The organism is Streptomyces sp. NBC_00435 (assembly GCF_036014235.1).
Classification (GTDB): domain Bacteria; phylum Actinomycetota; class Actinomycetes; order Streptomycetales; family Streptomycetaceae; genus Streptomyces.
Genome location: NZ_CP107924.1, coordinates 5,009,642 through 5,031,775 on the forward strand (window position 1 = coordinate 5,009,642; position 22,134 = coordinate 5,031,775).

The following is a 22,134-nucleotide window of genomic DNA, read 5'->3' on the forward strand; positions in this document are numbered from 1 at the left end:
TAGGAAACCATGAACCTTGGGCTTGATCTTGGTCGTGGAATGAGACGCCTCGGGATCCCGTTAGCATGGACATCCGCGCTGAGCAAGACCATCTGGGAAGGTGTCATGACTGTGAACGCCGACGGAGTGCCCGACAAATTCGCCACACTCGGCCTCACATATGACGACGTGCTGCTGCTGCCCGGGGTCTCGGACATGTCCCCCGACGCGATCGACACGTCCTCGCTCATCTCCCGCAACGTCCGCGTGAACGTTCCGCTGCTCTCCGCCGCCATGGACAAGGTCACCGAGGCCCGCATGGCCATCGCGATGGCCCGCCAGGGCGGCGTCGGCGTCCTGCACCGCAACCTCTCCATCGCCGACCAGGCCAACCAGGTGGACCTGGTCAAGCGCTCCGAGTCCGGCATGGTCACCGACCCGATCACGGTGCACCCGGACGCGACCCTGCGCGAGGCCGACGAGCTCTGCGCGAAGTTCCGCATCTCCGGCGTCCCGGTCACCGACCCGGCGGGCAAGCTGCTCGGCATCGTCACCAACCGCGACATGGCCTTCGAGTCGGACCGCAGCCGCCAGGTGCGCGAGGTCATGACCCCGATGCCGCTGGTCACGGGCAAGGTCGGCATCACCGGTGTGGACGCCATGGAACTGCTGCGCCGCCACAAGATCGAGAAGCTGCCGCTCGTCGACGAGTCCGGCATCCTCAAGGGCCTCATCACGGTCAAGGACTTCGTCAAGGCCGAGAAGTACCCGAACGCCGCCAAGGACAAGGACGGCCGGCTGCTCGTCGGCGCGGCCGTCGGCGTCGCCGGCGACGCGTACGAGCGCGCCCAGGCCCTGATCGAGGCGGGCGCCGACTTCATCGTCGTCGACACCGCCCACGGCCACTCCCGCCTCGTCGGCGACATGGTCTCCAAGATCAAGTCCAACTCGACGGTCGACGTCATCGGCGGCAACATCGCCACCCGCGACGGCGCCCAGGCGCTCATCGACGCCGGCTGCGACGGCATCAAGGTCGGCGTCGGCCCCGGCTCCATCTGCACCACCCGCGTCGTCGCCGGCATCGGCGTCCCCCAGGTCACCGCGATCTACGAGGCGTCGCTCGCCGCCAAGGCGGCCGGCGTCCCGGTCATCGGCGACGGCGGCCTGCAGTACTCCGGCGACATCGCCAAGGCGCTCGTCGCGGGCGCCGACACGGTGATGCTCGGCTCGCTGCTCGCGGGTTGCGAGGAGTCCCCGGGCGAGCTGCTCTTCATCAACGGCAAGCAGTTCAAGTCGTACCGCGGCATGGGCTCGCTCGGTGCGATGCAGTCCCGCGGCGACCGCAAGTCCTTCTCCAAGGACCGCTACTTCCAGGAGGGCGTGGGCGGCGACGACAAGCTCATCCCCGAGGGCATCGAGGGCCAGGTCCCCTACCGCGGCCCGCTCTCCGCGGTCGTGCACCAGCTCGTCGGCGGCCTGCGTCAGTCGATGTTCTACGTCGGCGGCCGCACGGTGCCGGAGCTCCAGGACCGGGGCCGGTTCGTCCGGATCACCTCGGCGGGGCTCAAGGAGAGCCACCCGCACGACATCCAGATGACGGTCGAGGCCCCGAACTACAGCCGAAAGGGCTGATCGGCGCAGTGCCGGAGGGGCGGGCCCGCAGGGTCCGCCCCTCCGGCGTGCCCGGCCGGATGAGGTACCGCGGTCGTCCGTACAGCGGTCACCGGAACGCGGGGCGGCGGGGTTCGGGGATACTGGACGGGCAGACCCAGAGGAAAGGCCACCACACGTGACTGAGATCGAGATCGGGCGCGGCAAGCGCGGCCGCCGGGCGTACGCGTTCGATGACATCGCCATCGTCCCCAGCCGCCGTACCCGGGACCCGAAGGAGGTCTCGATCGCCTGGCAGATCGACGCCTACCGCTTCGAGCTCCCGTTCCTGGCCGCCCCCATGGACTCGGTCGTCTCCCCGCAGACCGCCATCCGCATCGGCGAGCTCGGCGGCCTCGGCGTGCTGAACCTCGAAGGCCTGTGGACCCGGTACGAGGACCCGCAGCCGCTGCTCGACGAGATCGCGGAGCTGGACGAGGAGTCCGCCACCCGCCGTCTCCAGGAGATCTACTCCGCCCCGATCCAGGCGGACCTGATCCGTCAGCGGATCAAGGAGGTGCGCGACTCGGGCGTCGTCACCGCCGCCGCTCTCTCCCCGCAGCGCACGGCCGAGTTCTCCAAGGCCGTCGTCGACGCGGGCGTGGACATCTTCGTGATCCGCGGCACCACCGTGTCGGCGGAGCACGTCTCCGGCGCCGCCGAGCCGCTGAACCTCAAGCAGTTCATCTACGAGCTCGACGTCCCGGTCATCGTGGGCGGCTGCGCCACCTACACCGCGGCCCTGCACCTGATGCGCACCGGCGCCGCCGGTGTCCTGGTCGGCTTCGGCGGCGGCGCCGCGCACACCACGCGCAACGTCCTCGGCATCCAGGTCCCGATGGCCACCGCCGTCGCGGACGTGGCCGCGGCCCGCCGCGACTACATGGACGAGTCCGGCGGCCGCTACGTGCACGTCATCGCCGACGGCGGCGTGGGCTGGTCCGGCGACATCCCGAAGGCCGTCGCCTGCGGCGCCGACGCCGTGATGATGGGCTCCCCGCTGGCCCGTGCCACCGACGCGCCCGGCAAGGGCAACCACTGGGGCATGGAGGCCGTCCACGAGGACGTGCCGCGCGGCAAGAAGGTCGACCTCGGTACGGTCGGCACCACCGAGGAGATCCTCACCGGTCCGTCGCACTCCCCGGACGGTTCGATGAACATCTTCGGCGCGCTGCGCCGCTCGATGGCCACCACCGGCTACAGCGAGCTCAAGGAGTTCCAGCGGGTCGAGGTCACGATCGCGGACTCGCAGCACAGCCGCTGACCGTCCTCGCGAACGTCTGCCGGAGGGCCGGCACCCCGAACGGGGTGCCGGCCCTCCGGTGCGTCCGGGGCAGGTCTCGGTGATCATGCCGCTGCCCGGCCCTTCCGCCGGGGAGGGCGCCGGGTGCAGCGGCGGGCGGGCCTGGACGGCCGGTCAGTTCCTGCCCTTCATCCGGCGGTTCAGGCAGATGACCCAGGGGATCAGGGACGCGCCCGCGACGAGCAGCCACTTGAACAGGAACCACGCGTTGTCGGGGGCCATCCGCGAGTGCTCGTCGCCCATGACGAGCCCGAGGGCGAGCACCGATCCGCCGATGAGCATGCCGGGCAGGCCGAGTATCCACAGGAGGACGGTGAACCGCGGATCGGGCCGGGGGGCCGGCGCCGGGGCCCGGAGCGGGGTACCGGGGGCGGGGTCCGGGAGCCGGGCCGGGGCGCGGGGCGGCATCCGAAGGACGGCGGAGGGCGGGACGGCCGCGTCGAGCGGGGCCAGGTCGGCCGCCGTGAGCCCGAACCGCTCCGGCTCGACGGTAAGCGTGAACCCGTCGTGGCCGACCAGGTGGCGGGCCCCGTCCGGGTAGGCCTGCACCAGGGAGCACTCGGCGTAGCGGACGGTGATCCGGCTGCTCGGCGTGACCAGGCTGACCCCCTCCCCGGACAGCGTGAGCACCGTGCCGGGGTCCGCCGCGGCCGGGTACGCACGCCCGGCGACGAGCTCCCCGGACCCGGTGGGCGCGGCCGCGAGTCCCGGCCGGTCCACGCCCCGGCCGGGCACCTGCAGCAGGGCTCCGGCCCACAGGGCGCGCGCCACCTCGTGCAGGGCTTCGGCCGTGACCGCCCCGATCCCGGCCCGCTCCTCGGCGACGGTGCGGGGGCGGTGGCCCAGCAGCAGGTCCGCGGCCCGCCCCGGGAGCCGGTCGCAAGCCAGCCCGGGGGCGTCGAGCCGGGCGAGCGCGGAAGCCCGTACGGCTTCCAGGTCGGACGGCTCGGTCCGGCCGTCCCGCAGCTTCGCCAGGACGTCCACGAAGGCGCCGGCCGTCGCGTCCTGGTGCTGCGGGAGCGCGTCGGCATGGGCGACGACGGTCGCGTGGTCGGCGTCGCGCGGGGCGTACCCGGCCGTCGCGCTGTACGCGTACCCGCTCTTGTGGCGCAGTTCCCGCAGCAGCTCCCTGCCGAGGACCTCCGCGAACAGGCTCGCGGCGGTGGAGCGCGGCAGTACGGAGGTCAGGACGACGGAGCCGTCGTCGCCGGGGAAGTGGGCGGGGAGTGCGGGCAGGGCGGAGGTGGCCGCGGGCGCCGGGTGCCGGCCGCCGGCCGGGAGGGCGAGGTCGAGGCCTTCGGGGAGGGTGCCCGCGGTGATCCACAGGACGGCGTTCCCGGCCGTGAACCGGGTGCGCGCCCACTCGCGGACCTGCTCCGCGGTGAGCTGGGCGAGCCCGGTCTCGGCGTAGCCGGTGAGGCCGTACGAGCGCGATCCGTAGCGCCACAGGGTGTTGCGGCGGGCCGGACCGTCGGCCCGGCCGGGGCCGTGGGCGGCTTCCTCGGTGCGCAGGACCTCCTTCTCGGTCTCCAGTCGGTCCAGGGGGAGGTCGCGCAGGGCGGCGCAGACGCCGTTGAGGTAGGTCACCACCTCGGTGGGGGTGCCGGTGACCTGGAAATGGGTGAACGCGGCGGTGGACACGGGGGCGGAGGCGGAGGGGGCGCCCGGGCCGTGGGCGTGGTGCGCCGGGCCCGGGCCGTGGCGGTGCAGGGCGAGGTGTTCCACGAGGTGGGTGATGCCGCTGGTGGCCAGGGTCTCGTCGGCGCGGCCGACTCGGAAGAGCAGCCCGGCGCTGATGAGGCCGGAGCGGGGGGCGAGGAGCACGGGGATGCCGTTCACCGTGGTGGTGACGACGCCGTCGGCGTCGGTGGTGGCGGGCTGTGTGGTGGCGGTGGTGGCGGACGCGGGCTCGGGGTGTGTCTCGGTGGTCATCGTGGTGCCCCTCAGCCCTGTGCCAGGGCGCTCTTGCGGTGGTGGGTGAACTCGGCCATGTGGCCCCCGGTGCCCACGTGGCCCCGCGGGAACCGGCTCGCGCGGTCGCCGAGGACGCGGACGCGCGGGGCCGCGTCGGCCCTGCCTCCGGGGTTCTCGGCCAGGGCCTCGTCGGGGAACCGCTCGGCGTTCTGCGGTTCGCCGACGACGAAGGTTCCGGCGACGGAGCCCCGCTCCCAGCGGTGGACGCGGGTGCGCGGAGCGGTGCGGGCGGGGATGCGGTCGGCGGGTTCGGACACGGGCTGACCGGGCTGGGGATCAACTGGCACGCGCGGATCATATGAGCGAGGTCGTGCATGCCGACAGGGGTTTTGGGTCTGCCGGGCGATCAAGGTTTCACCTGGCGGGGCACGGGCGCGGGTGCGGGGGGTGCGGCGGGTGCGGGGGCCGGGCGGGGCTCCTGGGCCGGGCGGCGCGCGAGGCGGGCGGGGACGGGCGGAGGCGGTCCCGGGGGTCGGGACCGCCTCCGCCCGGGCGTTACCGGGCCGGGATGCTGCCGGGGTGGCCTACAGCCGGTGCGCGGCGCCCGCCGGGCTGGCGCCGCGGGTGTCCAGCAGCAACTGGGCCTTGACCGCCAGGCCCTGCAGGTCGTAGGTGCGGTGGTGCTGCAGCAGGATCGTCAGATCGGCGTTGGCGGCCGCCTCGTACAGGGACTCGGCGCGGGGGACGGGCTGGTCCCTGACGCGCCATCCGCCGATGTACGGGTCGTGGTAGCTGATCAGCGCCCCGAGGTCGAGGAGGCGGCTGGCGATCTCGCGGGCCGGGGAACCCTCCTGGTCGGCGAGGTCCGGCTTGTAGGTGACGCCCAGGAGGAGGACGCGGGCACCACGCGCGGACTTGCCGTGCTCGTTGAGCAGGGTGGCGCTGCGCTGGATGACGTACTGCGGCATCCGGTCGTTGATCTCCTGCGCCAGACCGACCATGCGCAGCGGGTGGCCGGGGGTGCGGGTGGTGTGGGGGAGGTAGTTGGGGTCGAGGGGGACGCCGTGGCCGCCGACTCCGGGGCCGGGGCGGAACGCCTGGAACCCGTACGGCTTCGTCTCGGCGCACCGGATGACGTCCCACAGGTCCACGCCGAGGTCGTGGCAGAGCACGGCCATCTCGTTCATGAGGGCGATGTTGATGTGCCGGTAGTTGGTTTCCAGGAGCTGTACGGTCTCGGCCTCGCGCAGGCCCCGGGCGCGCACCACCTTCTCGGTGAGGCGGGCGTAGAAGGCGTGCGCGGACTCGGTGCAGGCGGGGGTGAGGCCGCCGATGACCTTGGGGGTGTTGGAGATGCCGTGCGTCCGGTTGCCGGGGTCGAGGCGGCTGGGGGAGTAGGCCAGGTGGAAGTCCCGGCCGGCGCGCAGCCCGGAGCCCGATTCGAGGATCGGGCGCAGGTACTCCTCGGTGACGCCGGGGTGGACGGCCGATTCGAGGATGACGGTGGTGTGCGGGCGCAGCCGCGCGGCGAGCGTGCGGCCCGCCTCGCCGACCGCGGACAGGTCGAGTGCGCGGTCCGCGCCGAGGTGGGTGGGGGCGCAGATGACGGCGGTGCGGACCCGGCCGAGTTCGGCGGGGTTGATGGTGACCCGGAAGCCGGCCGCCGACATGCGGCGGATCTCGGCGGCGGTGAGGGTGGAGTCCGTCGCCGGACCGCTGTCGTAGCCGACCGTCTCGATCCCGGCGGCCACGGCAGCCTGGGCGAGCGGGAGACCGAGATGGCCGAGTCCGATGACGGCGAGATCTGCGGGCATGGGGGTGCCGTCCCTTCCCTTCCCTGACATGCATGAGGGGGCGGAGCGCGCAAGTCCTGTGGAGGAGGAGAGCTGGCGCAATGTCAGACTAGGCGTATATATGACAGATATGTCGTATTCAGGGGTAATGGCCGCCATCGTGTTATCCACAGGCGGTGGCTGATGTGGGTGCGGCCGGTCAGAATCATGAACGGGCGATGTGAGCGGGATCACCCACGACGGGTGGGACGACCGCACAGGGCGGACGGGGCGATCCGCCCCGGGGCAACGGGAGGCAGGCAGCCGTGGTGACTGGGACAGGGGCAGGGTCGGGAGCAGGAGTGGGCGCGGGGGGTGGCGCCGGGGCCGCGGGCCGGACGGGTGGAGGAGGCGGGACGACGACGCTGGGGCCGGTGCAGCGCGCGGAGGCGCTCGCCGCGATGGCCGAGCGGGAGCTGGACGTGCTGGTGGTCGGGGCCGGAGTGGTCGGCGCCGGCACCGCCCTCGACGCCGTGACCAGGGGGCTGGCGACCGGGCTGGTGGAGGCGCGGGACTGGGCCTCGGGCACCTCCAGCCGCTCCAGCAAGCTCATCCACGGCGGGCTCAGATATCTGGAGATGCTGGACTTCGCCCTCGTGCGGGAGGCGTTGAAGGAGCGCGGACTGCTGCTGGGGCGCCTCGCCCCGCACCTGGTGAAGCCGGTGCCGTTCCTGTACCCGCTCCAGCACAAGGGGTGGGAGCGGTTCTACGCGGGCTCCGGCGTCGCGCTGTACGACGCCATGTCGCTCTCCAGCGGCCACGGGCGCGGGCTGCCGACGCACCGCCACCTGTCGCGCAAACGGGCCCTGCGGATCGCGCCGGCGCTGCGCAAGGACGCGCTCGTGGGCGCCCTGCAGTACTACGACGCCCAGATGGACGACGCGCGTTACGTGGCGACCCTGGTGCGGACGGCCTCGGCGTACGGGGCGCAGTGCGCCAACCGGGCGAGGGTGATCGGCTTCATGCGGGAGGGCGAGCGGGTCGTCGGCGCGCGGGTGCGGGACGTGGAGGGCGGCGGGGAGTACGAGATCCGCGCGAAGCAGATCGTCAATGCCACCGGGGTGTGGACGGACGACACCCAGGCGCTGATCGGGGAGCGGGGGCAGTTCCACGTACGGGCGTCGAAGGGCATCCACCTCGTCGTCCCGAAGGACCGGATCCATTCCTCGACCGGGCTGATCCTGCGCACCGAGAAGTCGGTGCTGTTCGTCATTCCCTGGGGCCGGCACTGGATCGTGGGCACCACGGACACCGACTGGGACCTGGACAAGGCGCACCCGGCGGCGTCGAGTGCCGACATCGACTACCTGCTGGAGCACGTGAACTCGGTCCTCGCGGTCCCGCTCACCCGGGACGACGTCCAGGGGGTCTACGCCGGCCTGCGGCCGCTGCTGGCCGGGGAGTCGGACGCGACGAGCAAGCTCTCGCGCGAGCACACGGTGGCGCACCCGGTGCCGGGGCTGGTGGTGGTCGCCGGCGGCAAGTACACGACGTACCGGGTGATGGCCAAGGATGCGGTGGACGAGGCCGTCCACGCCCTGGACCAGCGGGTCGCGCCGTGCGTGACGGAGGACGTGCCGCTGGTGGGGGCGGAGGGGTACCGGGCCCTGTGGAACGGGCGGGCGCGGATCGCCGCCCGGACGGGGCTCCACGTCGTGCGGGTGGAGCACCTCCTGAACCGGTACGGGTCGCTGACGGAGGAACTGCTGACACTGATCGCGGCGGACCCCTCGCTCGGGGAACCGCTGATGGGCGCCGATGACTACCTCCGGGCCGAAGTGGTCTACGCGGCCTCGCACGAGGGGGCGCGGCATCTGGACGACGTGCTGACGAGGCGGACGCGGATCTCGATCGAGACCTTCGACCGGGGGACGAGATCGGCGCGGGAGTGCGCGGAGTTGATGGCTCCGGTTCTGGGATGGGACAAGCAGCAGATCGAGAAGGAGGTGGAGCACTACGAGAAGCGGGTTCAGGCGGAGCGGGAATCGCAGCGCCAGCCGGACGATCAGACGGCGGACGCGGCGAGGCTGGGGGCGCCGGACATCGTCCCGTTGTAACTCCGCGACGTCGCGGGGGGAACCGCGGACCCGGGGCTCCCGTCCGTTGCGGAGTAAGGGACAATGAGGGTTCTGCCGGGGCGGGTTACCGGGCACCCCGGCCGCTGCCAGGGAAACCGGAGCAGGCGGCACGATCGCAGAGGGGACGCATGTCGAAGCCGGAGCACACCGAGTCGCCGGAGCCGTCTGTCGGGACGGGATCGCCGGTGCCTCCGGCGGTCACCCCGACGGACCCGAAGCCCCCCGCCCAGCGGCGGCCGCGCCCGGCGGGCGCGAAGCCGGCCGCGGGCGCGAAGCCCGCTGCCGGGACGGGACCTGACGGGGCGAAGCCCGCAGCCGGGTCGAAGCCGGAGGAGGCGCAGCCCACGGCGGCGAAGTCCGCCGGCCCGGGCAAGCCCGTGGGGGCGAAGCCTGCTGCTGGCGCGAAGGCCGCTGATGCGGCGGAGCCTGCGGATGCGGAGCCTGCCGGTGCGGTGAAGTCTGCTGACGCGAAGGCGGCTGGCGCGGCGGAGCCCGCCGACGCGAAGCCTGCCGGTGTGGCGAAGTCTGCGGGGGCGAAGGCCGCTGGTGTGGCGGAGCCCGCCGATGCGGAGGGTGCTGACGCGAAGGTTTCTGGTGCGGCGGGGGCCGGGAAGGTGGGGCCGGCTGACGGGGTGAAGCCTGTTGCCGGGGCGAAGGGCGCTGCGGCCGCGCCGGAGCCTGAGGATGCGAAGGCCGTGGCTGCCGAGCCCGTCGTGGCGAAGGGTGCCCGGGGCGGGATATCCGTGACGAAGCCTGCTGCCGCGGAGTCCGAGGGGGCTGAGCCCGTCGTCGCGAAGGCCACTCGGAGTGGCGTGTCCGTGGTGAAGCCCGCGGACGCGAAGTCCGGTGCGGGTGCGGCGCCCGTGGGTGCCGAGACCGTCGTTCCGAAGGCCTCCCGGGGCGGCGTGTCCGGGGCGGAGCCCGCTGCGGCGGAGCCCGAGGACGCCAAGCCCGTCGCCATGAGCAAGGCCGACGAGGTGGCGGCCGCCGTCAAGGCGGCCGCGGCCAAGGCGGGGGAGCCCCCGCAGGACGAGGGCCGGCTGCTCGCGGGCCGCTACCGGCTCGGCGACGTCCTCGGCAAGGGCGGCATGGGCACCGTCTGGCGTGCCGAGGACGAGACCCTCGGCCGGACCGTGGCCGTCAAGGAGCTCCGCTTCGGCAGCGGTGTCGACGACGACGAGAAGCGCCGCCTCATCACCCGCACCCTCCGTGAGGCGAAGGCCATCGCCCGGATCCGGAGCGGCGGGGCCGTGACGGTGTACGACGTCGTCGACGAAGACGGCCGGCCGTGGATCGTCATGGAGCTCATCGAGGGACCCTCGCTCGCGGAGTTCATCCGGGAGAACGGCCCGCTCACCCCCCGGCGCGCCGCCGAAGTCGGCCTCGCCGTGCTCGACGTACTGCGCGCCGCCCACCGGCAGGGCATCCTGCACCGGGACGTCAAACCCTCCAACGTGCTCCTCGCCGACCACGGCAACGGCCGCGTCGTCCTCACCGACTTCGGCATCGCCCAGGTCGAGGGCGACCCCTCGGTCACCTCCACCGGCATGCTCGTCGGCGCCCCCTCGTACATCTCGCCCGAGCGCGCCCGCGGCCACCGCCCTGGCCCGCCCGCGGACATGTGGTCGCTGGGCGGACTGCTGTACGCGACCGTCGAGGGCGTGCCCCCGTACGACAAGGGGTCGGCCCTCGCGACCCTGACCGCCGTGATGACCGAGCCCGTCGACCCGCCCAAGAACGCCGGTCCGCTCACCGAGGTCATCTACGGCCTGCTCGTCAAGGACCCGGCCCACCGGCTCGACGACGACCGCGCGCGGGCGATGCTCACCGCGGTGATCGAAGCGCCCGAGGAGCCGGTCCCCGTGGCCGCCCCGAGCGCCGAGGAAACCCGGCAGATATCGCTCGCCGAGGCCCAGGACGCGGCGGACAGGGCGGCCGCCGAAAAGGCCGCGAAGGCCGCCGAGAAGACGGAGAAGAAGGAACGCGAGCGGCGGGAGCGCGAGCAGCGCGAGCGTGCCCGCGCCGCGCTGAAGTCGGCCCGCAAGGCGGCCGCCGCCAGTGCCGCCACAGCCGTTGCCGCGGCCGCGACCGCCGCCGAGACCCCGGCTCCGCGCCCCGCGCCCGTCGCGGCTCCGCTCACCGACGTCCTGCCGCGCCGCACCATCGCGCTCGCGATAGCCGGCGTGGTCGTCGTCCTCGCCGTCATCGGCTCGCTCGTCGCGTACGCCATCAGCGGCGACGACAAGGACGGTTCGCCGCAGGACGGCAAGGGCGGCGGTCACTCGGCCGCCGCGTCGAGCCCCGGGCCCGGTTCCTCGCCGTCGCCCTCGCCCTCGCCGAAGTCCGGCGAGCAGGGCGCCAGCGGCACGGCCAACGGCGGCGCCGCTTCACCGGGTACGGGCCAGACGCCGGGCTCCGGCACGGGCGACGGCAGCGGAACGGGCAGCACCTCCGGCCAGGGTGCCACTCCCGGCGGCGCCGGGGGCGGGCTCCCGCCCGGGTACGCCCAGGTGACCGACCCCGGCTTCCACTTCGCGATGGCCATGCCCGAGGGCTTCAAGCAGACCGGCACCATAGGCAAGAACGACGGCGTCATATACAGCCGCGACGGCGGCTTCCCGCGCATTCAGATCGACTTCAACAGCTCGCCGAAGGACGACGCGCGCGCGGCCTGGCTGGAGCTGGCCCCGGCCGTTGCGGGCAGCAGCAGGAACTACAAGCTGCTGAGGCTCGAACCGGTGCAGTACCGGGGGTACCCGACCGTCGCCGACTGGGAGTTCGAGCGGGACCAGAAGGACATGCGGGTCCACGTGCTCGACCGCGGTTTCAAGATGGACGCGAAGCACGGCTACGCCATCATGATCACCTGCCTCGCCGACCAGTGGGCCGCGGCGGAGTGCACGCAGATGCGCACCACGGCATTCGACACCTTCCAGCCGCTGGGCTGACACCGGTCGCGAACCCGCTCGGGGCGAGCCTCGTCAGGGCCGGGACGCGGGCGGCCCGGGCGACGTATCGTGTCAGCGGGCCCAAGGGGTTGGGCCCGCAGCTCTCGGGGGAGGCGACGTGGAGGACTACGCGGGCCGGATCCTGGCCGAGCGCTACCGCCTGCCGCTGCCGCCGTCCGACGAGTACGAACTGATCGAGACCCGGGCCTTCGACACGCGCAGCGGCCAGGAAGTCCTCGTACGGCAGGTGCCGTTGCCGGAGGTCGTCGACGCGGAGCTGCTGGACGGTACGCGGGGCGGCCCGGCCGCCGCCGGGGGCCGGCGCACCGTTTCCGCGGAACTGCCCGCCGTGCGCCGGGCGATCGCGGCGGCGCAGGCGGCCGCGTCCGTACCGGACCATCCGCGGCTGGACCAGGTCTTCGACGTGTTCGCCGAGGGCGGGTCGCTGTGGATAGTGAGCGAACTCGTACCGGCCAGGCCGCTGGCGGCGCTGATCGCCGAGGAACCACTGAGCCCGTACCGGGCGGCGGAGGTGGCGGCGGACGTGCTGACCGCGCTGCGGGTGCTGCACGCGCACGGGTGGACGCACCGGAACATCACCATGCGGACGGTGCTGATCTGCGACGACGGGCGGGTCGTCCTGACGGGCCTGGCCGCGGGGGCGGCGGAGGACGCCCTGTGCGGCTACGACCCGGTCCCGTCGCCGGAGGGTACGGACAACCCGACGGCGGGGCTGCCCGGATGGGCGCTGAACAGTACGCACACGGGTGCTGCGGGCCCGCGTGCGGATACCGGGACGGGCGGTGCGCCGGCGGCCGGCTCCGGATACGGGACCGCCGCCGCGCCGGAGGGCCGGGGCACGGGTCCGGGGCCGGCGGCCCGAAGCGCGGAGTACGCGCCGCTCGTGGCTCCGGGGTACGACACGGGGCCGCGCTACAACGACCACATCAGCGCGGGGGCCGCGGGGTCCGCCGGGAGTGCCGGGTCCGCCGAGGCCCTTGGGGCCGGCGGGGCCGCGGGGAACACCGGGTCCGCCAGGGCTGCCGGGGGCGCTGGGCATGGCGAGACCGCCGGGTCCAGCGAGCCCACGGGGTCCGCCGGGGCCGGCGGGTCCACCGGGTCCGGCGGGGAGCGGCCCGATCTGAAGGCCGCCGCACGGGCCGGGGCCATCGCCGCGTACCGGGCCGGCGCGCAGGCCGCCGCGCGGATCACCGAGCAGCGCAAGTCCGGGTCGGACCCCGCACCGGAGCCGGAGCGGGCGGCGGAGCCGCGGCCGGAGGGGTCGACACTGCCGCAGGGGTACTCGTACCCGTACGGCGGGCCGGCCAGCGGCGCGACCTGGCACGGCGCCACCCCACGCCGCCAGGCCCTGCCACCGGCCGAAGCGGAACCGCAGACCCCGCCGGCCCGCTCCGCGCTGCCCGCGCAACTGGCCCTTCCCCAGGGCTACCACCAGGCGGACGCCCCGGGCGACGGCGCGCCGTCGCCCTCCGGACCCGACCAGGGAAGTGCCACCGGCCCGCCGCTCCCGGCCGAGCGGGGACACACCCGACCGGGAGCGGTCCGGGTACCCGAGGCCGCGCTCCCGGCCGAGAACCCCGCCCAGGCCCACCCGCACCCCGGCGCGCAGTACCGGGCCCTGCCGGGCAGCGGCAGCGGCGGCGCCTCCGAGGCCGGGCCGGTGCGCACCGCGGACACCGGGGTGCGGGCCGGGTGGGGGAGCGGGCCGCGCAGCGGGCTCGATGCCGAGCGGGCCCGGCAGACACGGATGGCCGTCGTCGGCGCGGTGACCGAGCGGTGGGCCCCCGAGCAGGCGCAGGCCGTGCACGGGCCGTGGCAACTGGCCGCGCCCGTAGGGCCGGCCACCGACCTCTGGGGGCTCGGCGCGCTGCTGTACCGGGCCGTGCAGGGCCATGCCCCGTACCCCGAGGACAGCGTCGCCGAGCTCGTGGAGATGGTCTGCGCCGAGCCCCCCGCGTTCGCCGAGGAGTGCGGCCCGCTGCGCCCGGTCGTGGAGTCCCTGCTGCGTCAGGACCCGACCGAACGCCCCGACTTCGAGGAGCTCCGCGGCTGGCTGCGCTCCCTGGTGCGGTCCGCCCCCGAGCCCGACGGGGGCTTCGCCGCGCTGCTTCCGATGCCCGAGCCGGATCCCGCCCGGCTGCCCGTCGTACGGCGGCGAGCCGATCTGCACGGCAGGCACCGCAGCGCCGAACACCCCCGCAAGCCGCGCTCGCTGGGGCGGTCCCTGCTGCTCGGGATCATGGTCCTGCTCGCGGGGAGCGTGGCCTACGCCCTCTTCTTCATGCCCCGCTCCGCCGATCCGCAGGGCGGCGGGCAGAAGGCCGCCGGGATGGGGCAGCCGGCCACGACGCACCCGCAGAGCCCGGGCCGCAGCCCGAAGCCGAGCGGTTCCGGTCCGGCCCCGAGCCCCTCCGCGAGCCCGTCCGAGTCCAGGCCCGCCACCCAGACCGCGGCCCCCGCTCCGGCCGGGTACACCGCCCAGCAGGACGCCGAGCACTTCCAGATCAACGTCCCGAACGGCTGGGACCGTCGCGGAATGAACGAGTCCGGCCAGGTGCGCTACACGGACGGGGACTTCGCCCTGACCGTGGTCCCCGGCCGGGACAAGGCGGAGGGCAATCCCGACCCGGCCAGCTACCAGAAGGACAAGGAGCCGGAGCTGGCTCCGTACCGCTCCTCCACCTGGTCCAGCGTCAGCGACATCAGGTCCACGAAGGTCGGCAACCAGCTCCGCGTCACCGGCCGGTACACCTGGATCGACGGCAACGGCCGTTCCGTCGTGGCCCGCAATTTCGTCGTCGCGCTCGGCGGTTCGTACCACATCGTCCTGGTCACCGGCCCGGTCGACCAGGAAGGCAAGGTCACCGAGGTCTTCGAGCAGGCGACGGCCAGTTACAGGAACGGCGGCTGACGGGGACTCAGTACGGCGATTGCGTCACAGTGCGGCCCAACCGCCGCCGAGAGGTTCCGGCAGCGCCCGGGTGCTCCGTAGTCTGGCCGGAAGTGCGGAGAGCGGCGGCGGAGACTCGTGGAACAGCAGACAGGCGCGGGTGCGGTGCTCGCGGGCCGGTACCGGCTCGTGGAGTCCATCGGCAGGGGCGGCATGGGCAAGGTGTGGCGCGCACACGATGAGCTGCTGCACAGGACGGTCGCCGTCAAGGAACTGACGGCCGGCCTGTACGTCGCCCAGGCCGACCGGGACGTCATGCACGCCCGGACGCAGAAGGAGGCCCGGGCCGCGGCCCGGATCCAGCATCCGGCGGTCGTCACCGTCCACGACGTGCTGGAGCACGACGACCGGCCGTGGATCGTCATGGAGTACATCGACGGCCCCTCCCTCGCGGACGCGGCGAAGACGGCCGGCCGGATCGAGCCCCGAGAGGCGGCCCGGATCGGGCTGTACGTGCTCGGCGCGCTGCGTGCCGCGCACGCCGTCGGCGTACTGCACCGGGACGTGAAGCCGGGCAACGTGATGCTGGCCAAGGACGGCCGGGTGATGCTCGCGGACTTCGGGATCGCCGCGATCGAGGGCGACTCCTCCATCACGCGCACCGGCGAACTCGTCGGTTCCATCGACTACCTGGCCCCCGAGCGGGTCACGGGCGGTCCCCCCGATCCGTCCTCCGACCTGTGGTCGCTGGGCGCGACGCTGTACACGGCGGTCGAGGCCCGCTCGCCGTTCCGCCGCACCTCGCCCATCTCCAGCCTCCAGGCCGTGGTGAACGACGAGCCGCCCGCCCCGACCCACGCGGGCGCGCTGGCCCCGGTGATCACGGCACTGCTGCGCAAGGACCCGGCGAAGCGGCCGTCGGCCGCCGAGGCCGAGCAGATGCTGCTGCAGGCGATGGAGGGCCGGGAGCCGAAGGCGGCGCACGCCTACGTACCGACGCGCGCGCTGGGCTCCGAGGAGCTGGCCCCCGCCCGGAACGAGCGCGCGGACACGGCGGCGCTGCCCGCGGAGCCGGGCCAGGGCCGGCCCCCGTACCAGGCCGCGCGGACGTGGCCGGAGCCGGAGCGGGAGCCGGAGTACCTGGCGGGGCCCGGGGCCGGGCCGGCCGCACCGGGCCGGCGCGACGGCGTGGCCCCGGCCGCCCCCGGACGCGTCCGGCGTGCGGCGGTCGTCGCCCTGGTGGCGGCGCTGATCGGCGGCGGCGGGGTCTTCGGGGTGCTGAAGTACACCGGTGGCGCGGGCGACGGGGGGAACGGGAAGGGCTCGGACAGGACGACCGGTGGGCCCGGCACCTCGGCCGGTTCCGGGGACACCAAGGTGCAGGGGGAAGCCGTCGCGCCGGCCGGCTGGCGCAAGGTCGTCGACCCGCAGGGCTTCACCCTCTTCGTGCCGAACGGCTGGACGCGCCGGATGGACGGGACGCAGATCGACTACACGCCGGACGGCGGCAAGCACTTCATCCGGCTCGCGGTGAATCCGAAGCCGGAGTTCGACAACCCGTACATGCACATGCTCGACCTGGAGAAGCAGGTGGCCAAGCGCTCCGACTACGTGCGCCTGACGCTGCACCAGAACACCTTCCGAGGGCAGGTCAAGTCCTCCCTGTGGGAGTTCAGCCTGACGGAGAAGACGGGGGCGGCCGTCGGCCCCCGGCGGGCCGTCGAGCAGATGTACTACGAGAAGGACGGCACCGAGTACGCGGTGTACATGTCGGCTCCGGCGGGGGAGTGGGAGACGACCCGGGCGCAGTTCGACACCGTGCTCAGCGGCTGGCAGCCACCGGCGGACTGAGCCCGTTTCCGTCATCCTGCCAGCGATCACTGGCAGAAATGGGAAAATCCGGTTACCGGCGGGTACCCAAAGCACCCCCGGGCGCAATACGCTCACGGCCATGACGGACACGCAGGCCCCGGCCCCCCTCCGCAGCGCCCCGCAGCCCACCAACCCGGTCGCCCCGGCCCCGGCAGGCGCCCGGAGCGCCGCCGACGTGGTGACCCCCGAACTGGTCGCCCGGCTGACCCGCGGCGTGGCCGGCTCCGGCCGCACCGCCAACCACAGCCCCTTCACCGGCAACGAGCTCGCGGACCTGCCCGAGGCCACGCCGCAGGACGTGGCGGCGGCCTTCGCCGCGGCCCGCGCCGCGCAGCCCGCCTGGGCGGCCGTGCCCGTCCGCGCGCGGGCCGCCGTACTGCTGCGCTTCCACGACCTGGTCCTGTCCCGCCAGGCCGAGGTGCTCGACCTGATCCAGCTGGAGACCGGCAAGGCCCGCCTGCACGCCCACGAAGAGGTCCAGGCCGTCTCGATCGCCGCCCGTCACTACGGCCGCAAGGCGCCCTCGTACCTGCGGGCCAAGGGGCACACGGGCGCCATGCCCACCCTCACCAAGGTCACCGAGCTGCGCCAGCCGCGCGGGGTCATCGGCCAGATCGCCCCCTGGAACTACCCCCTCGAGCTGTCCATCGGTGATGCGCTGCCCGCCTTCGTCGCCGGCAACGCCGTCGTGATGAAGCCCGACACCGAGACCGCGCTCACCGCCCTGTGGGCCCGCGACCTGATGATCGAGGCGGGTCTGCCGGCCGAGGTCTTCCAGATCGTCCTCGGCGAGGGCCCGGTCGTCGGCCCCGAGGTGGTCCGGCACGCCGACTACGTCTCGTTCACCGGCTCCACGCGTACCGGCCGGGAAGTCGCCCAGGGCGCGGCCGCCCGCCTGATCGGGGCCTCCCTCGAACTCGGCGGCAAGAACGCCATGCTCGTCCTGCGCGACGCCGACGTGGAGAAGGCCGCCGCCGGCGCCGTCCGTGCCTGCTTCTCCTCCGCCGGCCAGCTCTGCATCTCCATCGAGCGGCTCTACGTCCACGCCTCGATCGCCGACGATTTCGTCGCCCGCTTCGCCGCCCGTACGAAGGCCATGCGCCTCGGCTCCTCCCTCGCCTACGGCGCCGACATGGGCTCCCTGGCCGGCGAGCGCCAGCTGGAGGCCGTACAGCGGCACGTGGACGACGCCGTGGCCAAGGGCGCCACCCTCGTCACCGGAGGCGTGGCCCGCCCCGACATCGGCCCGCTCTTCTACGAGCCGACCATCCTGGACGGCGTCGAGGCCGCGATGGCGGTGTGCGGGGAGGAGACCTTCGGTCCGGTCGTCTCCATCTACCGCTTCACCGACGAGGACGAGGTCATCGAAGAGGCCAACGCGACCGCCTACGGCCTGAACTCCAGCGTGTGGACGAAGGACTCCCGCCGCGGCCACGCCGTATCGGCCCGCCTGCGCACGGGCACCGTCAACATCAACGAGGGCTACGCCCCGGCCTACGGCAGCGCCCAGGCGCCCATGGGCGGCATGAAGGAATCCGGCCTCGGCCGCCGCCACGGCTCCGAGGGCATCCTGAAGTACACCGAGGCCCAGACCGTCGCCCAGCAGCGGCTGCTGCCGATGGCTCCGTCGCTCGGCATGGACGACGAGAAGTACGCGGCGTTCATGACGCGCAGCCTCAAGGTCATGAAGGCGTTCCGCCTCCGTTAGCCCGTTCCCCCTGTTCGTTCCCCCTGTTCGTTCCGTCAGTCCGTTCCGCCAGTCCGTTCCGTCCGGGAGGCACCGCAGTGTCGTACGACTACGACGTCATCGTCATCGGATCGGGTTTCGGGGGGTCGGTCTCGGCACTGCGGCTCACCGAGAAGGGGTACCGGGTCGGCGTCCTGGAGGCGGGGCGCCGGTTCACCCGCGAAGGCCTGCCGAAGAACAGCTGGGATCTGCGCAACTACCTGTGGGCCCCGGCCCTCGGGCTGTACGGGATCCAGCGCATCCACCTCCTCGGCAACGTGATGGTCCTCGCGGGCGCCGGGGTGGGCGGCGGCTCGCTCAACTACGCCAACACCCTCTACGTGCCCCCCACCGCCTTCTTCGAGGACCGGCAGTGGGCGTCCATCACGGACTGGCGGGCCGAGCTGGCCCCCTACTACGACCAGGCCAAGCGGATGCTGGGGGTACGGCTGAACCCGACGACGACCCCCTCCGACGTCCACCTGAAGGCCGCCGCCGCCAGGATGGGCGTCGCGGACTCCTTCCACATGGCCCCGGTCGGCGTCTTCTTCGGGGACGGCGGCGACTCCGAGGGCCAGACCGGGGTCCGTCCCGGGGACGAGGTCGCCGACCCCTACTTCGGCGGCGCCGGGCCCGCCCGCAAGGCGTGCACCGAATGCGGCGAGTGCATGACCGGCTGCCGGCACGGTGCGAAGAACACCCTGAACGAGAACTACCTGCACCTCGCGGAGCGGGCCGGCGCCGTCATCCACCCGATGACCACCGTCACCGCCCTCTCCGAGGACCCGGCCGGCGGCTACCGCGTCCGTACCGTCCCCACCGACGGCCGCCGCCGTGCCGCGGCGAAGGTGCTGCGCGCCCGCTACGTGGTCGTCGCGGCGGGCACGTACGGCACCCAGACCCTGCTGCACACGATGAAGGACCTCGGCGAGCTGCCCCGCCTCTCGGAGCGGCTCGGCGATCTGACCCGGACCAACTCCGAAGGCCTCGTAGGCGCCCAGACCGACGACCGCCGCTACCGCAAGCGGCACGGCGCGGACCCCGGCAAGGAGCGGCGCGCCGACTTCACGCGGGGTGTGGCCATCACCTCCTCGGTGCACCCCAACGCCGACACGCACATCGAGCCGGTGCGCTACGGCAAGGGCTCCAACGCCATGGGGTTCATGACGATCCTGCAGGTGCCGTACTCCCCCCACCGGGTCCGGGCCTGGTTCGGGCGGACCGCCCGGCACCCCGTGCAGCTGCTGCGCTCGCTGTCCAACCGGCGCTGGTCGGAGCGGACCATCATCGGGCTGGTCATGCAGTCCCTCGACAACTCCCTGACCACCTACCGCAAGCCCAGCGGGATCGGGAAGGGCCTGCTCACCGCCCGACAGGGCCACGGCGCGCCCAACCCGGTGCAGATCGCCGAGGCCACCCGGGCGGCGACGCTGCTGGCCGAGGAGATCAACGGATTCCCGGGCAGCAACGTCGGCGAGCTGATGGGCACCCCGCTCACGGCGCACTTCCTCGGCGGCTGCCCGATCGGGGCCTCGCCCGAGGAGGGCGTGGTCGACCCGTACCACCGGCTCTACGGGCACCCGGGCATCTCGGTGGTGGACGGCTCGGCGGTCTCCGCGAACCTCGGGGTCAACCCGTCGCTGACGATCACCGCGCAGGCGGAACGGGCGATGTCCTACTGGCCGAACAACGGCGACCGCGACCAGCGCCCGGAGCAAGGCGCGGCCTACGTCCGCCTGGCAGCGGTGGAACCGGTCCGTCCGGCGGTACCGAAGGAGGCCTTCGGGGCGCTGCGCCTGCCGTTCCTGGCGGTCCCGGAGATTCCGCCGCGGGCACCGGAACCCGCCGGTGACACCACTGGGTGACCCCGCCGGGTGACACCGGTGGGTACCGCACTCCCCCTCCGAGTGCGGTACCCACCGAGGTACATAGGTGACAGACGTTCCGGCCTGATGGTTGTACCGGAATCCGGCCACGGTGGCTGTGTCCTCCGTCACAGGGTGAGCAGTACAACTGCGGTGGGCCGTCGCTGGTCAAGACCGGCATGAGAAAGCGCATCTCCCTGCTGGCAGCTGCCGGCCTGGTGACCGTCGGTCTGGCCACCACCCCGGCGAACGCCGCGGATCCCGTCTTCACGCTCACCAGCCCGTCGGCGGTCGGCCTGCGCCCGCACGCCGGGCAGGGCGGCGCGCCGGAGAAGACCTCCGTCGAGTTCCGCGTCGAGAACGAGACGGGCAACGTCTTCGACCGGCAGAGCACCTTCACGATCGACCTGAGCGCGCTCAAGGGTGTCGCCGACGTGGCGTTCCCCAAGGACCGGGCGAACGACTGCACCCTCACCGCCACCGCGGTGACCTGCAAGGACTGGGCGCTGTGGACGCACAGCAGCGAGGTCGTGACGCTGGAACTCTCCGCCGCCAAGGACAGCAAGGTCGGTACGGTCGCCGACCTGACGATGACCGGCACGGCGGAGGGCGCCACCTTCAAGGCCGCCACCACCAAGGTCAAGGTCGGCGGCCCCGACCTGGTGATGGAGGAGGCCGCCCTCAAGGCGAAGCTGACCCCGGGCGAGACGCAGCCGCTGCCGATCGTCTTCAGCAACGAGGGCACCGAGTCCGTCAACGGCGTCGTGCTCGAGGTGAACACCACGCACGGCATCGGGCTGGTCGAGAAGTACGACAACTGCTCGTACAGCGAGGACGGCGACCCGAGTCGGCCGTGGAACGCGGGCTGGGGCAGCACGGTGTGTCTCCTCGACGGCGAGTTCGAGGAGGGCGGGGTCTACGAGACGGTCGAGCCGCTGACCCTCAAGGCAGCCCCGCACGCCTTCATCGACGGCATGACGTACGCGGTGCACGCCGCGGGCGACCAGCCGAAGACCACGCGCAAGCTCGCCAAGCCGAGCACGGGCAAGAAGCTGAAGGTCACCGAGCGCGCGGCCAAGGCGGCGGGCCGCCAGGCCGCGGACATCGACCCGTGGAACAACCAGCACGAGTTCGACTTCCAGACGAAGAACACCGCCGACTTCGTGGCGCGCGCCGTGTCCCTCAAGGGCAAGGCCGGCGAGACCGTGAAGGCCGACTTCGGCTTCGACAACAAGGGACCGGCGTGGGTCGCCTACCTGCGCTCGGGTGAGGACGTCGCCCGGACCGACATCGTGATCCCGCAGGGTGCGACGGTGACGAAGGCTCCGGAGCAGTGCACCGGCGTCAACGCCGACGGCAGCTACCGCGAGCAGGGCCTGGGCGCCCCGCGCTACTTCTGCGGCACCACCCACATCGTGGGCGAGGCCGAGAAGGCCTCCTACCCGTTCGAGCTGAAGATCGACAAGGTTCTCGCGGACGCCACCGGCTCCATCTCCGTGGGCCAGTGGACCGACAAGGGCACCGCCCCGCAGGACTGGGACCCGAACCACGCCAACAACAAGGCCGCCTTCGTGATCAACGCCAAGGACGGCGGCGCCACGCCGACCCCGGGCCCGACGGCCACCACCACCGCCACCCCGACTCCCGGGGTCTCGATCACCCCGTCGGCCACGCCGAGCACCGGCAACAGCCCGAAGCCCAGTGGCGGCCTGGCCTCCACCGGCAGCACCGTCGGCCCGGTCGCGATCGGCGCGGCCGCTCTCGTCGCCGCCGGTGGCGCGCTGTTCCTGGTGTTCCGCCGCAGGGCCGCCGGGCGCGCGTAGCGGCGCGGGCCCGTACGGGAACGAAGAACGGCCGGTCCGGGGCGTCCCCCGGGCCGGCCGTCTTCTTTGTGGACCGGGCTGCTGTCCCCTGCCGTCCGGTCACATGGAGGAGCGAGGTCCCACGACGCACGCCCGCAGAGGGTGCGTCTCATCGCTCCAGCGGAGCCACGCGTGGTGCTGCGGTTCCGCGCCTGGCTGGCACGGACACCCGCATCAACGAAGGGTCGCGGGGG

12 protein-coding genes are annotated in these 22,134 nt (G+C 73.3%); 9 read left to right on the plus strand and 3 right to left on the minus strand.

What is annotated here, in order from left to right; translation table 11 throughout:
* The first annotated feature begins 105 nt into the window (after nt 1–105).
* Nucleotides 106–1,611, plus strand: a complete 1,506-nt coding sequence (gene guaB / locus OG389_RS23165; RefSeq protein ID WP_328300359.1) for an IMP dehydrogenase — start codon at nt 106–108, stop codon at nt 1,609–1,611.
* 157 nt (nt 1,612–1,768) lie between these two features.
* On the plus strand, nt 1,769–2,893 hold the full coding sequence (locus tag OG389_RS23170; RefSeq protein ID WP_243333436.1) for a GuaB3 family IMP dehydrogenase-related protein: 1,125 nt from the start codon (nt 1,769–1,771) through the stop codon (nt 2,891–2,893).
* A 153-nt stretch (nt 2,894–3,046) separates the two neighbouring features.
* On the opposite strand, the gene OG389_RS23175 is transcribed toward OG389_RS23170, so the two are convergent.
* The 3 genes from OG389_RS23175 to OG389_RS23185 all read right to left on the minus strand — a co-directional run bounded on the left by OG389_RS23175 (nt 3,047) and on the right by OG389_RS23185 (nt 6,660).
* Nucleotides 3,047–4,864 (minus strand): M16 family metallopeptidase, encoded by a 1,818-nt coding sequence (locus OG389_RS23175; RefSeq protein ID WP_328300360.1) that lies wholly within the window; start codon nt 4,862–4,864, stop codon nt 3,047–3,049.
* An 11-nt stretch (nt 4,865–4,875) separates the two neighbouring features.
* Nucleotides 4,876–5,193, minus strand: a complete 318-nt coding sequence (locus OG389_RS23180; protein WP_328300361.1) for a hypothetical protein — start codon at nt 5,191–5,193, stop codon at nt 4,876–4,878.
* A 237-nt stretch (nt 5,194–5,430) separates the two neighbouring features.
* Complete coding sequence (locus OG389_RS23185) at nt 5,431–6,660, minus strand: nucleotide sugar dehydrogenase (protein WP_328300362.1); 1,230 nt, start codon at nt 6,658–6,660, stop codon at nt 5,431–5,433.
* A gap of 419 nt (nt 6,661–7,079) precedes the next feature.
* On the opposite strand from OG389_RS23185, the gene OG389_RS23190 reads away from it, so the two are divergent.
* The 7 genes from OG389_RS23190 to OG389_RS23220 all read left to right on the plus strand — a co-directional run bounded on the left by OG389_RS23190 (nt 7,080) and on the right by OG389_RS23220 (nt 21,901).
* Nucleotides 7,080–8,735 carry a glycerol-3-phosphate dehydrogenase/oxidase gene (locus OG389_RS23190; protein ID WP_328304004.1) on the plus strand — a complete coding sequence of 552 codons (1,656 nt, stop codon included), beginning with the start codon at nt 7,080–7,082 and terminating at the stop codon, nt 8,733–8,735.
* 980 nt (nt 8,736–9,715) lie between these two features.
* Nucleotides 9,716–11,704: a serine/threonine-protein kinase gene (locus OG389_RS23195; protein WP_328304006.1), complete on the plus strand. Its 1,989-nt coding sequence runs from the start codon at nt 9,716–9,718 to the stop codon at nt 11,702–11,704.
* A gap of 118 nt (nt 11,705–11,822) precedes the next feature.
* The gene (locus OG389_RS23200; protein WP_328300363.1) at nt 11,823–14,636 is read left to right on the plus strand and encodes a serine/threonine protein kinase; all 2,814 of its coding nucleotides are present in this window, start codon (nt 11,823–11,825) and stop codon (nt 14,634–14,636) included.
* Between the two features lie 117 nt (nt 14,637–14,753).
* Nucleotides 14,754–16,466, plus strand: a complete 1,713-nt coding sequence (locus tag OG389_RS23205) for a serine/threonine-protein kinase (RefSeq protein WP_328300364.1) — start codon at nt 14,754–14,756, stop codon at nt 16,464–16,466.
* A gap of 100 nt (nt 16,467–16,566) precedes the next feature.
* Nucleotides 16,567–18,195 carry a succinic semialdehyde dehydrogenase gene (locus OG389_RS23210; protein ID WP_328300365.1) on the plus strand — a complete coding sequence of 543 codons (1,629 nt, stop codon included), beginning with the start codon at nt 16,567–16,569 and terminating at the stop codon, nt 18,193–18,195.
* A 23-nt stretch (nt 18,196–18,218) separates the two neighbouring features.
* Nucleotides 18,219–20,078: a GMC oxidoreductase gene (locus OG389_RS23215; RefSeq protein WP_443059449.1), complete on the plus strand. Its 1,860-nt coding sequence runs from the start codon at nt 18,219–18,221 to the stop codon at nt 20,076–20,078.
* Between the two features lie 179 nt (nt 20,079–20,257).
* The gene (locus OG389_RS23220; protein WP_328300367.1) at nt 20,258–21,901 is read left to right on the plus strand and encodes a peptidase; all 1,644 of its coding nucleotides are present in this window, start codon (nt 20,258–20,260) and stop codon (nt 21,899–21,901) included.
* Nucleotides 21,902–22,134 lie beyond the last annotated feature (233 nt).

Excerpts from the sequence above, each read along its gene's own strand:
- guaB (WP_328300359.1), top strand. The coding sequence starts at position 106 with ATGACTGTGAACGCCGACGGAGTGCCCGACAAATTCGCCACACTCGGC.
- OG389_RS23175 (WP_328300360.1), bottom strand. The coding sequence starts at position 4,864 with ATGACCACCGAGACACACCCCGAGCCCGCGTCCGCCACCACCGCCACC.
- OG389_RS23185 (WP_328300362.1), bottom strand. The coding sequence starts at position 6,660 with ATGCCCGCAGATCTCGCCGTCATCGGACTCGGCCATCTCGGTCTCCCG.
- OG389_RS23190 (WP_328304004.1), top strand. The coding sequence starts at position 7,080 with ATGGCCGAGCGGGAGCTGGACGTGCTGGTGGTCGGGGCCGGAGTGGTC.
- OG389_RS23195 (WP_328304006.1), top strand. The coding sequence starts at position 9,716 with ATGAGCAAGGCCGACGAGGTGGCGGCCGCCGTCAAGGCGGCCGCGGCC.
- OG389_RS23210 (WP_328300365.1), top strand. The coding sequence starts at position 16,567 with ATGACGGACACGCAGGCCCCGGCCCCCCTCCGCAGCGCCCCGCAGCCC.
- OG389_RS23220 (WP_328300367.1), top strand. The coding sequence starts at position 20,258 with ATGAGAAAGCGCATCTCCCTGCTGGCAGCTGCCGGCCTGGTGACCGTC.